General features: G+C 66.2%; 10 protein-coding genes and 1 pseudogene. All 11 read left to right on the top strand.

The window, feature by feature from the left end:
- Positions 1-5 precede the first annotated feature (5 nt).
- The 11 genes and pseudogenes from nuoD (at position 6) to nuoN (ending at position 13,709) form a co-directional block, all read left to right on the top strand.
- Complete coding sequence (gene nuoD / locus I2456_RS07485; RefSeq protein ID WP_068026424.1) at positions 6-1,304, top strand: NADH dehydrogenase (quinone) subunit D; 1,299 nt, start codon at positions 6-8, stop codon at positions 1,302-1,304.
- Positions 1,301-2,059, top strand: a complete 759-nt coding sequence (gene nuoE, locus I2456_RS07480) for an NADH-quinone oxidoreductase subunit NuoE (protein ID WP_085075545.1) — start codon at positions 1,301-1,303, stop codon at positions 2,057-2,059. Before nuoD ends, nuoE begins: the two co-directional genes overlap by 4 nt.
- Entirely contained in the window at positions 2,056-3,387 is a 1,332-nt protein-coding gene (gene nuoF / locus I2456_RS07475) for an NADH-quinone oxidoreductase subunit NuoF (protein WP_068026430.1), read from the top strand. The genes nuoE and nuoF overlap by 4 nt, the downstream gene beginning before the upstream one ends.
- The gene (locus tag I2456_RS07470; RefSeq protein WP_085075546.1) at positions 3,384-5,795 is read left to right on the top strand and encodes an NADH-quinone oxidoreductase subunit G; all 2,412 of its coding nucleotides are present in this window, start codon (positions 3,384-3,386) and stop codon (positions 5,793-5,795) included. The genes nuoF and I2456_RS07470 overlap by 4 nt, the downstream gene beginning before the upstream one ends.
- The gene (nuoH, locus tag I2456_RS07465) at positions 5,792-7,036 is read left to right on the top strand and encodes an NADH-quinone oxidoreductase subunit NuoH (protein WP_085075547.1); all 1,245 of its coding nucleotides are present in this window, start codon (positions 5,792-5,794) and stop codon (positions 7,034-7,036) included. Before I2456_RS07470 ends, nuoH begins: the two co-directional genes overlap by 4 nt.
- Positions 7,026-7,574, top strand: a pseudogene (gene nuoI / locus I2456_RS07460) (NADH-quinone oxidoreductase subunit NuoI); the annotation flags it as partial. The gene nuoH and the pseudogene nuoI, both read left to right, overlap by 11 nt.
- A 5-nt stretch (positions 7,575-7,579) precedes the next feature.
- Positions 7,580-8,368: an NADH-quinone oxidoreductase subunit J gene (locus I2456_RS07455; RefSeq protein WP_085075573.1), complete on the top strand. Its 789-nt coding sequence runs from the start codon at positions 7,580-7,582 to the stop codon at positions 8,366-8,368.
- Positions 8,365-8,664 carry an NADH-quinone oxidoreductase subunit NuoK gene (gene nuoK / locus I2456_RS07450; RefSeq protein WP_068026443.1) on the top strand — a complete coding sequence of 100 codons (300 nt, stop codon included), beginning with the start codon at positions 8,365-8,367 and terminating at the stop codon, positions 8,662-8,664. The genes I2456_RS07455 and nuoK overlap by 4 nt, the downstream gene beginning before the upstream one ends.
- Before the next feature lie 10 nt (positions 8,665-8,674).
- Entirely contained in the window at positions 8,675-10,561 is a 1,887-nt protein-coding gene (gene nuoL, locus I2456_RS07445) for an NADH-quinone oxidoreductase subunit L (RefSeq protein ID WP_085075549.1), read from the top strand.
- Positions 10,558-12,132, top strand: a complete 1,575-nt coding sequence (locus I2456_RS07440; RefSeq protein ID WP_163703808.1) for an NADH-quinone oxidoreductase subunit M — start codon at positions 10,558-10,560, stop codon at positions 12,130-12,132. The genes nuoL and I2456_RS07440 overlap by 4 nt, the downstream gene beginning before the upstream one ends.
- Complete coding sequence (gene nuoN / locus I2456_RS07435; RefSeq protein WP_068160616.1) at positions 12,129-13,709, top strand: NADH-quinone oxidoreductase subunit NuoN; 1,581 nt, start codon at positions 12,129-12,131, stop codon at positions 13,707-13,709. The genes I2456_RS07440 and nuoN overlap by 4 nt, the downstream gene beginning before the upstream one ends.
- The last annotated feature ends 59 nt before the right edge of the window (positions 13,710-13,768 follow it).

Genomic DNA, 13,768 nt, shown 5'->3' with positions numbered 1-13,768 from the left:
ACGACATGACCGACACCGACACTGTCGTCCTGGCCGGCGGCCAGGACTGGGACAAGATCGTCGACGCCGCACGCAACGCCGACCCCGGTGAACGCATCGTGGTGAACATGGGTCCCCAGCACCCCTCCACCCACGGAGTGCTGCGGCTGATCCTCGAGATCGAAGGCGAAACGGTCACCGAGGTTCGCTGCGGAATCGGCTACCTGCACACCGGAATCGAGAAAAACCTCGAATACCGCTACTGGACCCAGGGCGTCACCTTCGTCACCCGGATGGATTACCTGGCACCGTTCTTCAACGAGGCGGCCTACTGCCTGGGCGTGGAAAAGCTGCTCGGCATCACCGATGAGATCCCCGAGCGGGTCAACGTCATCCGGGTGATGCTCATGGAGCTCAACCGGATCTCTTCGCATCTGGTGGCGCTGGCGACCGGCGGGATGGAACTGGGCGCGATGACGGCGATGTTCATCGGATTCCGGGCGCGCGAGATCATCCTCAATGTCTTCGAGTCGATCTCCGGCTTGCGGATGAACCACGCCTTCATCCGGCCCGGGGGCCTGGCTCAGGACCTTCCGCCCGACGCGGTGACGACGATTTCGGAGTCCCTCAAGGAGTTGCGTAAACCGCTGCGCGAGTTGGGCGAACTGCTGAACGAGAACGCCATCTGGAAAGCCCGCACCCAGGACGTCGGATACCTCGACCTGGCGGGCTGTATGGCACTGGGGATCACCGGTCCGATCCTGCGATCCACCGGGTTGCCGCACGACCTGCGCAAGAGCGAACCCTATTGCGGATATGAAAACTACGAATTCGACGTGATCACCGAGGACAGCTGTGATGCCTACGGGCGTTACATGATTCGCGTCAAGGAAATGTGGGAGTCGGTGAAGATCGTCGAGCAGTGTCTGGACAAGTTGCGGCCGGGCCCGGTCATGGTGGAGAACCGCAAGATCGCCTGGCCGGCCGACCTCAAGGTGGGCGCCGACGGCATGGGCAACTCGCCGGAGCACATCGCAAAAATCATGGGCAGTTCGATGGAAGCCCTGATCCACCACTTCAAGCTGGTCACCGAAGGCATCCGCGTCCCGGCCGGCCAGGTCTACGTGGCGGTCGAATCACCCCGGGGTGAGCTCGGTGTGCACATGGTCAGCGACGGCGGAACTCGGCCCTACCGGGTGCATTACCGCGACCCCTCGTTCACCAACCTGCAGTCTGTCGCGGCGATGTGCGAGGGCGGTATGGTCGCCGACCTGATCACCGCGGTCGCCAGCATCGACCCGGTCATGGGCGGGGTGGACCGGTGACCGGTCCGCAGGGTCAGCCCGTGTTCGTCCGCCTGGGCCCGCCCCCCGAAGAACCCAACCAGTTCGTGGTTTCCGGTGCGCCGCAGAGTTATTCGCCGGAGGTGCGGGCGCGGCTGGAGGTCGATGCCAAGGACATCATCGGCCGCTACCCCAACAAGCGTTCGGCGTTGCTGCCGTTGTTGCATCTGGTCCAGTCCGAGGATTCCTACCTCACCCCGGCAGGACTGGAATTCTGCGGCGAGCAGTTGGGCCTGACCGGCGCCGAGGTTTCGGCGGTGGCCAGCTTCTACACCATGTACCGGCGCGGGCCGACGGGTAACTACCTGGTCGGGGTGTGCACCAACACGCTGTGTGCGGTCATGGGCGGTGACGCGATCTTCGACGAGCTCAAGGAGCACCTGGGCATCGGCAACGACGAGACCACCGAGGACGGGTCGGTCACCCTGCAGCACATCGAGTGCAATGCGGCCTGTGACTACGCGCCGGTGGTGATGGTCAACTGGGAGTTCTTCGACAACCAAACACCGGAATCGGCGCGCGAACTCGTCGACTCCCTGCGATCCGGGAACCCCAAGGCACCCACCCGCGGGGCACCGCTGTGCGGGTTCCGCGAGACATCGCGGATCCTGGCCGGGCTGCCCGACGAGCGCCCCGACGAGGGCCAAGGCGGTCCCGGCGCGGCGACGCTGGCCGGGCTGCGGGTGGCACAGGAGAACGGCATGAAGGCGCCCGCAGCACCGGAGGACCGAGAATGACCGCTTCTCCCGCAACGCCGTTGACCCCGGTCATCAGCCGTTACTGGGACGATCCCGAGTCCTGGACGCTGGCCACCTATCAACGCCACGACGGCTACCAGGGCTTGCAGAAGGCGCTTTCCATGGCGCCCGACGATGTGATCGGCGCGGTCAAGGATTCCGGGTTGCGCGGTCGCGGCGGTGCAGGCTTCTCCACCGGCACCAAGTGGTCGTTCATCCCGCAGGGCGACAGCGGCCCGGCGGCCAAGCCCCACTACTTGGTGGTCAACGCCGACGAATCCGAACCCGGTACCTGTAAAGACATTCCGTTGATGCTGGCAACCCCGCATGTGCTCATCGAAGGCGTGATCATCGCCTCCTACGCGATCCGGGCCAGCCACGCGTTCATCTACGTGCGCGGTGAAGTCTTGCCGGTGTTGCGTCGACTGCAGAACGCGGTCGCCGAGGCCTATGCCGCGGGATATCTGGGCCGCAACATCAACGGTTCGGGCTTCGACCTGGAGTTGGTGGTGCACGCCGGCGCCGGTGCATACATCTGCGGTGAGGAGACGGCGCTGCTCGACTCGCTGGAGGGCCGCCGCGGCCAGCCCAGGCTGCGCCCGCCTTTCCCCGCCGTGGCCGGGCTTTACGGTTGCCCCACCGTCATCAACAACGTCGAGACCATCGCCAGCGTCCCGTCGATCATCCTCAACGGCGTCGACTGGTTCCGGTCCATGGGCAGCGAGAAATCCCCTGGCTTCACGCTGTATTCGCTGTCCGGCCACGTCACCAAGCCCGGACAATACGAGGCGCCGCTGGGCATCACGTTGCGTGAACTGCTCGACTATGCCGGCGGCGTGCGCGCCGGTCACCGGCTGAAGTTCTGGACTCCGGGCGGTTCTTCGACACCGCTACTCACCGACGAGCACCTCGACGTGCCGCTGGACTACGAAGGCGTCGGCGGCGTCGGCTCCATGCTGGGCACCAAGGCCCTCGAGATCTTCGACGAGACCACGTGCGTGGTGCGCGCGGTGCGGCGCTGGACTCAGTTCTACATGCACGAATCATGCGGAAAATGCACACCCTGCCGGGAAGGCACCTTCTGGCTGGACAAGATCTATGAGCGGCTGGAAACCGGTAAGGGCACCCGCGAGGACCTCGACAAATTAATGGACATCTCGGATGCGATCCTCGGGAAGTCGTTCTGCGCGTTGGGAGATGGCGCCGCGAGCCCGGTGATGTCGTCGATCAAGTACTTCCGCGACGAGTATCTCGCGCACGTGGAAAGAGGCGGCTGCCCGTTCGACCCGCGTGATTCCATGCTTTCGTTGGACGGAGTGAATGCGTGACCCAAACAGCCGACACCGAAAACCGGGTGGCTCAGCCCGAGATGGTGACGCTTACCATCGATGGTGCCGAAATCAGCGTTCCCAAGGGCACTTTGGTGATCCGCGCGGCCGAGCTGATGGGAATCCAGATTCCCCGGTTCTGCGACCACCCGCTGCTGGAACCGGTCGGCGCGTGCCGGCAGTGCCTGGTCGAGGTCGAGGGCCAACGCAAGCCGCTGGCGTCGTGCACCACCGTCGCCACCGATGACATGGTGGTCCGCACCCAGCTCACCTCCGATGCCGCCGACAAGGCCCAGCACGGCGTGATGGAACTGCTGCTGATCAACCATCCGCTGGACTGCCCGATGTGCGACAAGGGCGGCGAGTGCCCGCTGCAGAACCAAGCGATGTCCAACGGGCGCGCCGAATCCCGCTACACCGACCCCAAACGGACCTTCGCCAAACCCATCAACATCTCCGCGCAGGTCCTGCTGGACCGGGAGCGCTGCATCCTGTGCGCCCGCTGCACGCGGTTCTCCGAGCAGATCGCCGGTGATCCGTTCATCGACATGCAGGAGCGCGGCGCGCTGCAGCAGGTCGGCATCTACGCCAACGAGCCGTTCGACTCCTACTTCTCCGGCAATACCGTGCAGATCTGCCCGGTGGGAGCGCTGACGGGCACGGCCTACCGCTTCCGGGCTCGCCCGTTCGACCTGGTGTCCAGCCCGACCGTGTGCGAGCACTGCGCGTCGGGTTGCTCGATGCGGACCGACCACCGACGCGGAAAAGTGTTGCGCCGCCTGGCCGGTGACGACCCGGAAGTCAACGAGGAATGGAACTGCGACAAGGGCCGGTGGGCGTTCAAATACACCACCGAACCTGACACGCTCACCACTCCCCTGGTGCGTGGCGCCGACGGTACTCTGGCGCCCGCGTCGTGGGCACATGCGATGGTCGCCGCGGCGCAGGGACTGCAAGCGGCCCGCGGCCGCGCGGGGGTCCTGGTCGGCGGCAGGGCCACCTGGGAGGACGCCTACGCCTACGCCAAGTTCGCCCGAATAGCGCTGAACACCAACGACATCGACTTCCGGGCGCGGCCGCACTCTGTCGAGGAGGCCGACTTCCTGGCGGCCCGCATCGCGGGTCGGCCGGTCACCGTCAGCTACGCGGACCTGGAATCCGCGCCGGTGGTCCTGCTCGTCGGGTTCGAGCCCGAAGAAGAGTCACCCATCGTGTTCCTGCGACTGCGCAAGGCCGCCCGCAAGCACGGGCTGCCGGTGTACGCGGTCGCCCCGTTCGCCACTCGGGCGCTGACGAAGCTCAACGGCCGATTGCTCAAGACCGGCCCAGGAGCCGAACCGGCGACGCTGGACGGGCTGGCCACCGGCGAGATCGGCGACCTGCTGAGCACGGCCGGAGCGGTGATCATGGTCGGAGAGCGGCTGGCCACGGTTCCCGGCGGCCTGTCGGCCGCGGCGCGACTGGCCGACGCCACCGGGGCGCGGCTGGCCTGGGTGCCCCGCCGCGCCGGGGAGCGGGGCGCGTTGGAAGCCGGCGCGCTGCCCAATCTGCTGCCCGGCGGTCGTCCCGTCGCCGACGACAGCGCTCGCTCGCAGGTGAGCGCGGCCTGGCACGTCGACGAAATACCTTCGGGCGCTGGGCGAGACGCCGACGGCATCTTGGCCGGCGCCGCCGACGGCTCCCTGGGCGCGCTGCTGGTCGGTGGTGTCGAGCCCGCCGATTTCGCCGATCCCGACGCCGTGCTGGCCGCGCTGGACGCCGCCGAATTCCTGGTGAGCCTGGAATTGCGGCACAGCGCCGTGACCGAACGGGCCGACGTGGTGTTGCCCGTCGCGCCGACCACCCAGAAGGCCGGCGCCTTCGTCAACTGGGAAGGCCGCTACCGCGGCTTCGAACCCGCGTTGCGCGGCACCACCTCGCAGGCCGGGCAGTCCGACCACCGGGTACTGGACACGCTGGCCGACGAGATGGGCATCGATCTGGGATTGCCCACCATCGAGGCGGCCCGCGCGGAACTGTCCACGCTGGGCGTCTGGGAGGGCAAGCACGCCGCCACCCCGCGGGTCGAGGCCGGCGCGATCGCCGAACCCGGCGCCGGTCAGGCCGTGCTGACCGGCTGGCGGATGCTGCTGGATGCGGGGCGACTGCAAGACGGCGAACCGCACCTGGCCGGTACCGCCCGCCACCCCGTGGTGCGGCTGTCCGCCGATACGGCCGCCGAGATCGGCGCCGCCGACGGGGACGAGGTCACCGTCAGCACGTCGCGCGGCTCGATCACGTTGCCGCTCGAGGTGACCGACTTGCCCGACCGAGTGGTGTGGCTGCCGCTGAACTCGGAAGGCTCGGCGGTGCACCGTCAACTGGGCGTGACCGCCGGCGCGGTCGTAGATATTGGAGTCAAGCAATGAGTCTCTTCGGGCACGACACGTGGTGGCTGGTGCTGGGTAAGGCTGTCGCCATCTTCGTGTTCCTCATGTTGACGGTGTTGGTGGCGATCCTGGTGGAGCGCAAGCTGCTCGGCCGGATGCAGCTGCGCCCCGGGCCCAACCGGGTTGGCCCCAAGGGTGCCCTGCAGAGCTTGGCCGACGGCATCAAGTTGGCGCTCAAGGAGAGCATCACTCCGCGCGGCATCGATCGGTTCGTCTATTTCGTCGCGCCGGTCATCTCGGTGATCCCGGCGTTCACCGCGTTCGCATTCATCCCGTTCGGTCCGGAGGTGTCGGTGTTCGGGCACCGAACTCCTTTGCAGCTCACCGATCTTCCGGTCGCGGTGCTGTTCATCCTGGGGCTCTCGGCAATCGGCGTGTACGGCATCGTGCTGGGCGGCTGGGCGTCGGGCTCGACCTATCCGCTACTGGGCGGGGTCCGCTCGACCGCCCAGGTCATCTCCTACGAGGTGGCGATGGGTCTGTCCTTCGCCACCGTGTTCCTGTTCGCCGGCAGCATGTCGACCTCTCAGATCGTGGCCGCTCAAGACCGGGTGTGGTACATCTTCCTGCTGCTGCCGTCGTTCGTGGTCTACCTCATCGCCATGGTCGGCGAAACGAACCGCGCCCCCTTCGACTTGCCCGAAGCCGAAGGCGAGCTGGTCGCCGGCTTCCACACCGAATACTCTTCGTTGAAGTTCGCGATGTTCATGCTGGCCGAATACGTCAACATGACAACGGTTTCGGCGCTGGCGGCAACGATGTTCCTGGGCGGCTGGCATGCACCGTGGCCCCTGAACATGTGGAGCGGCGCGAACACGGGCTGGTGGCCGCTGCTGTGGTTCACCGCCAAGGTGTGGGGCTTTTTGTTCATCTACTTCTGGCTGCGGGCCACACTGCCCCGGCTGCGCTACGACCAATTCATGGCGCTGGGTTGGAAGTTGCTGATCCCGGTTTCGCTGGTGTGGGTGATGGTCGCCGCGGTGATCCGCTCGATGCGTAACCAGGGCAACGACCATTGGATGCTCGCTTTGGTGATCAGCAGCCTCGTCATCGCCGTGCTGTTGGTGCTGTCGCTGCGAAAACCGTTCACCACCCCCAACATTCGGGCGATGGAACGCGAGAACCGGAAACGGCCCGACAGAACAACCGGTGACAGTGAACCGGCTTTCCCGACACCGCCGCTGCCCGTCGGTGCGAGCAAGGAGAACGCGCGTGGCTAAATTTCTCGACGCCGTAGCAGGTTTCGGCGTGACCCTCGGGTCGATGTTCAAAAAGACCGTCACCGAGGAGTACCCGGAGAAGCCGGGCCCCGTCGCGCCGCGCTATCACGGCCGTCACCAGCTCAATCGGTACGCCGACGGCCTGGAGAAATGCATCGGCTGCGAATTGTGCGCGTGGGCGTGCCCGGCCGACGCGATCTACGTCGAAGGCGCCGATAACACCGAGGATCAACGGTTTTCGCCCGGCGAACGCTACGGCCGGGTGTACCAGATCAACTACTTGCGCTGCATCGGCTGCGGCCTGTGCATCGAGGCCTGCCCCACTCGCGCGCTGACCATGACCAATGACTATGAGATGGCCGACGACAACCGCGCCGACCTGATCTACGAAAAGGACCGACTACTGGCCCCGCTGTCGCCGGAGATGACCGCGCCGCCGCATCCGCGTACGCCGGGCGCCACCGACAAGGACTACTACCTGGGCAACGTCACCGCCAACGGCTTGCGGCAGAACCAAGAAGCCGGAGGTTCCCGGTGACGGCGATGGCGGCCTCGAACCTCGCCTCGGACGTCATCGTGCGCACCTCCACCGGCGAAGCGGTCACGTTCTGGGTGCTCGGCGCCATCGCGCTCATCGGCGCACTGGGAGTGGTGCTTTCGGTGAACGCGGTCTACTCGGCCATGTTCCTGGCGCTGACCATGATCATCCTCGCGGTGTTCTACATGATCCAGGACGCGCTGTTCTTGGGCGTCGTCCAAGTCGTCGTGTACACCGGCGCGGTGATGATGCTGTTCCTGTTCGTGCTGATGTTGATCGGGGTGGACTCCGCGGAATCGTTGCAGGAGACGCTGCGCGGACAGCGGGTCGCCGCCGTGGTCACCGGCGTCGGGTTCGGCGTCCTGCTGGTCGGCGCGATCGGCAATGTGGCGACCGGAGGGTTTGCCGGGCTGAGCGCGGCCAACTCCAACGGCAACGTCGACGGCTTGGCGGCGTTGATCTTCTCCCGCTACCTGTGGGCGTTCGAGCTGACCAGCGCGCTGCTGATCACCGCCGCCGTCGGGGCCATGGTGCTGGCCCACCGGGAACGCTTCGAGCGCCGCAAGACCCAGCGCGAGCTTTCCCAAGAACGCTTCCGTCCCGGTGGTCACCCGACCCCGATGCCCAACCCCGGGGTGTATGCCCGCCACAACGCCGTCGACGTGGCCGCCCGGCTTCCCGACGGCTCCTACTCGGAGTTGTCGGTGTCGCGCATCCTGCGCAGCCGCGACGCCAAGGGCAAAGAGCTGGCGGAGACACCGTCGGCCGAAGCCGTCAAGGGAGGCCGGTCGTGAACCCGGCCAACTACCTTTACCTTTCGGCGCTGCTCTTCACCATCGGGGCCGCCGGTGTGCTGTTGCGACGCAACGCCATCGTCATGTTCATGTGCGTCGAATTGATGCTCAACGCGGTCAACCTCGCGTTCGTCACGTTCGCGCGGATGAACGGGCGCCTCGACGGCCAGATGATCGCGTTCTTCACGATGGTGGTGGCCGCCTGCGAAGTCGTCATCGGTCTGGCCATCATCATGACGATTTTCCGTGCCCGTAAATCGGCGTCGGTCGACGACGCGAACCTACTCAAAGGCTAGAAACGCCAAGATGACTCATTACACCTGGCTGCTGGTGGCGCTGCCGCTGGCGGGGGCCGTAATCCTGCTGTTCGGCGGCAGACGCACCGACGCGTTCGGCCATTGGCTGGGCAGTGCCGCGGCGCTGGCAGCGTTCGGTGTCGGCGTGACGCTGTTGGCCGAGCTGCTCAGCCGCACCGATGGTGACCGCGTCATCCACCAGAAGGTGTTCACCTGGATCCCGGTCGGTGGCCTGCAGGTCGACTTCGGATTGCAGATCGACCAGCTGTCCATGTGTTTCGTGCTGCTGATCTCCGGGGTCGGTTCGCTGATCCACATCTACTCCATCTCCTATATGGCCGAGGACGTCGATCGCCGCAGGTTTTTCGGCTATCTGAACCTGTTCCTGGCGTCGATGCTGCTGTTGGTGATCGCCGACAACTACGTGCTGCTCTACGTCGGGTGGGAGGGCGTCGGCCTGGCGTCCTACCTGTTGATCGGCTTCTGGTATCACAAGCCCTCGGCGGCCACCGCGGCCAAGAAGGCGTTCGTGATGAACCGGGTCGGCGACGCCGGGCTGGCGCTGGGCATGTTCGTCATGTTCAGCAACTTCGGAACCTTGTCGTATAGCAGGGTTTTCGCCGCGGCACCCGGGGCCAGCCAGGGCGCATTGACCGCGATGGGGCTACTGCTGCTGTTGGGCGCATGCGCGAAGTCCGCGCAGGTCCCGCTGCAGGCCTGGCTGGGCGACGCGATGGAAGGCCCCACGCCGGTGTCCGCGCTGATCCACGCCGCCACCATGGTGACCGCCGGGGTGTACCTGATCGTGCGGTCCAACCCGCTGTACAACCTGTCACCCAACGCCCGACTGGCCGTAGTGGTCGTCGGCGCCGTGACGCTGCTGCTGGGGGCGTTCATCGGCTGCGCGAAGGACGACATCAAACGCGCCCTGGCCGCCTCCACCATGAGCCAGATCGGCTACATGGTGCTCGCCGCGGGGCTGGGTCCGGCCGGATACGCGTTCGCGATCATGCACCTGCTCACCCACGGCTTCTTCAAAGCCGGCCTGTTCCTCGGCTCCGGTGCGGTCATCCACGCCATGCACGAAGAACAGGACATGCGCCGGTACGGCGGCCTGCGCAAAGCGCTGCCCATCACCTTCGTCACCTTCGGGCTCGGGTATCTGGCGATCATCGGGGTCCCCCCGTTCGCCGGCTTCTTCTCCAAGGACGCCATCATCGAGGCGGCGCTGTCCACCGGCGGCACGCAGGGCTACGTGTTGGGCGGTGCGGCGCTGCTCGGCGCGGGTATCACCGCCTTCTACATGACGCGGGTCATGTTGATGACCTTCTTCGGCAAAAAGCGTTGGGCGCCAAACAGTCATCCGCACGAGGCGCCGGCCTTGATGACCTGGCCGATGATTCTGCTCGCCTTCGGCTCGGTGTTCTCCGGCGGGCTGTTCGCCATCGGCGGCACCCTGCAGCGCTGGCTCGAGCCGGTCGTCGGGGCGCACGAAGAAACCACTCACGCCGTGCCGGCCTGGGTCAGCACCACCCTGGCGCTGGGCGTCGTGGCCGTCGGGATCGCCGTGGCCTACCGGATGTACGCCAGGGCCCCCATCCCCCGGGTCGCCCCGCTGGCGGTCAACCCGGCCACCCACGCGGCACGCAACGACCTCTACAGCGATGCCTTCAACGAGGAGGTGTTCATGCGCCCAGGCGCGCAACTGACGCACGCGCTGGTCGAAGTCGACAACGCCGGCGTGGACGGTTCGGTCAACGCGCTCGCTGACCTGGTGAGCCGGACGTCGAATCGCCTGCGCGGCTTCCAAACCGGCTTCGCCCGCAACTACGCGTTGTCGATGTTGGCCGGCGCGGCGGTGGTCGCCGCGGTGCTGCTGGCGGTGCAGCTGTGGTGAGCAACCTGCCCTGGCTGACCATCCTGTGGCTGGTGCCGCTGGCGGGGTCGGTGCTGATCATCTTGCTGCCCCCGAGCCAGCGTCAGCTCGCCAAATGGACCGGCCTGGTGGTCAGCGTCCTGACTTTGGGGGTGGCCGGTGTCATCACCGCCGGCTTCAAGACCGGTGGTGCGCCGTTCCAGTTCATCGAAAGCCACAGCTGGATACCGGCTTTCGGTGCCGGTTACACCCTGGGCGTGGACGGTATCGCGGTGGTGCTGGTGTTGCTGACCGCGGTGCTGATTCCGCTGTTGCTGGTGGCCGGCTGGAAGGACGGCGGCGAACGCACCCGCGGCGTGCACGCCTACGTCGCCTTGACGCTGGCCATCGAGTCGATGGTCCTCATATCGGTGATCGCGCTGGATGTGCTGCTGTTCTACGTGTTCTTCGAAGCCATGCTCATCCCGATGTACTTCCTCATCGGCGGCTTCGGCGACGGCCCGGGACGCTCCCGCGCCGCGGTGAAGTTCTTGCTCTACAACCTGTTCGGCGGGCTGATCATGCTGGCCGCGGTGATCGGGCTGTATGTCGTCACCACCCAGCACGGCCCGGGCACCTTCGACTTCCGCGAAATCGTCGCCGGTGTGACGTCGGGCCGCTACGGCGCCAACACCGCGGTGTTCAAGGCGCTGTTCTTGGGCTTCATGTTCGCGTTCGCCATCAAGGCCCCGCTGTGGCCGTTCCACCGCTGGCTGCCCGACGCCGCTGTGGAGGCACCGCCGGCCAGCGCGGTGCTGATGATGGCGATCATGGACAAGGTCGGGACGTTCGGCATGCTGCGTTACTGCTTGCAGCTGTTCCCCGACGCCTCAACTTATTTCCGCCCGCTGATCGTCACGCTGGCGATCATCGGGGTGGTCTACGGCGCGATCGTGGCCATCGGGCAGACCGACATCATGCGCTTGATCGCTTACACCTCCATCTCCCACTTCGGGTTCATCATCGCCGGCATCTTCGTGATGACCACCCAGGGACAGAGCGGATCCACCCTCTACATGCTCAATCACGGCCTGTCGACGGCGGCGGTGTTCCTGATCGCCGGCTTCCTCATCTCGCGCCACGGCAGCCGCAACATCGCCGACTACGGCGGTGTGCAGAAGGTGGCGCCGGTGCTGGCCGGCACCTTCCTGGTTTCGGCCATGGCCACCTTGTCACTGCCCGGCTTAGCCCCATTCGTCAGTGAATTTCTGGTTTTGCTGGGCACTTTCAATCGTTACTGGTTGGCGGCGGCCGTCGGGGTCACCGCGTTGGTGTTGTCCGCGATCTACATGCTCTGGCTCTACCAGCGCATCATGACCGGTCCGGTGGCCAAGGGCAACGAACGGATCCGGGATCTGCTGCCGCGCGAGATGGCCGTGGTAGCACCGCTGATCGCGCTGCTCCTGGTGCTGGGCGTCTATCCCAAGCCGGTCCTCGACCTGATCGACCCGGCGGTCAAGAACACCATGACCACCATCGGTCAGCATGATCCCGCTCCCGTCGCACCGGCGGGGCCGGGCGTACCCCGGACAGCCGAAGGACCGCATCAATGACCTTGCCCAGTCCCAGCATCGAGTACTTTCTGCTGTGCCCGGTACTGATCGTGTTCGGCGTCGCGGTGGCGGGCGTGCTGGCCGAAGCGTTCTTGCCGCGCCGGGCGCGCTACGTCGCACAAGTGGCACTCGCGCTGGGCGGGTTGGTGGCCGCGCTGGTCGCCGACGTCGCAGTGGCCAAGTCGATCCCGGCATCCGGTCGGCGCGCCGTCGTGGGCGCGATGGCCATTGACCGACCGACCCTGTTCCTGCAGGGCACGGTGCTACTGGTCGCCGTGCTGGCGGTGATCTTCATGGCCGAACGCAGCAACGTCGCCACGGGCAGCAAGGTCGCCGTGGCAGCCGGGAGCGCCGGACTCGATTCCTTTACCCCGCAGGCCTCCGCCGTCCCCGACAGTGACGCCGAACATGAAGCGCAGCGAGCCGGAGCGGCGCAGACCGAACTGTTTCCGCTGGCGTTGCTGTCCGTCGGCGGCATGATGGTGTTCCCGGCGGCCAACGATCTGCTGACGATGTTCGTTGCGCTGGAAGTACTTTCGCTGCCGCTATACCTGATGTGCGGGCTGGCTCGGCACCGTCGCCTGCTGTCCCAGGAAGCGGCGATGAAGTACTTCCTGCTGGGAGCGTTCTCGTCGGCGTTCTTCCTCTACGGTGTTGCGCTGCTCTACGGCGCGACGGGCACGCTGACCTTGCCCGGTATCCGCGCTGCGCTGGCCGCCCGCAGCGACAGTTCGATGGCGTTGGTCGGCGTCGCGCTGCTGTCGGTCGGCTTGTTGTTCAAAGTTGGTGCGGTTCCGTTCCACTCGTGGATTCCCGACGTCTACCAGGGCGCGCCGACGCCGGTCACCGGTTTCATGGCGGCGGCCACCAAGGTCGCGGCGTTCGGGGCGCTGCTACGCGTCATCTACGTCGCGCTGCCGCCCCTGCATGACCAATGGCGGCCGGTGCTGTGGGCGATCGCCATCCTGACCATGGCCGTGGGCACCGTCACCGCGGTGAATCAGACCGACGTCAAGCGGATGCTCGCCTACTCGTCGGTGGCACACGTGGGGTTCATTCTCACCGGCGTAATCGCCGACAACGCCGCCGGCCTCTCGGCCACGTTGTTCTATCTGGTCGCCTACAGCTTCAGCACGGTGGGCGCCTTCGCGATCGTGGGCCTGATCCGCAACCGCGACGGCGTCGAGGACGCCGACCTGTCGCACTGGGCGGGGCTGGGTCAGCGCTCCCCCATTGTGGGCGTGATGCTGTCGATGTTCTTGCTCGCCTTCGCCGGCATCCCGCTCACCAGCGGCTTCGTCAGTAAGTTCGCGGTGTTCAAGGCCGCTGCGGCCGGTGGCGCGGTGCCGCTGGTGATCGTGGGCGTGGTGGCCAGCGGTGTGGCCGCCTATTTCTACGTGCGGGTGATCGTGCTCATGTTCTTCACCGAAGGCACCGACGACACCCCACAAGTGGTGGTCCCGGGTGTGCTGAGCAAGGTGGCCATCGCCGTCTGCGCCTTGGTGACTGTGGTTTTGGGCATCGTGCCGCAGCCGGTGTTGGATTTGGCCGATCGCGCCGCACAGTTGGTGCAGTGATGACTACCGCGGCCATCGCGTAGGGCGTCGAGCGACAACGGTTTAGCCGCCAGCCCATT

Source organism: Mycobacterium kubicae (assembly GCF_015689175.1).
GTDB classification, from domain to species: domain Bacteria; phylum Actinomycetota; class Actinomycetes; order Mycobacteriales; family Mycobacteriaceae; genus Mycobacterium; species Mycobacterium kubicae.
Note: the sequence above shows the minus strand (reverse complement) of the source record. Positions and strands in the feature narration are given on the sequence as shown.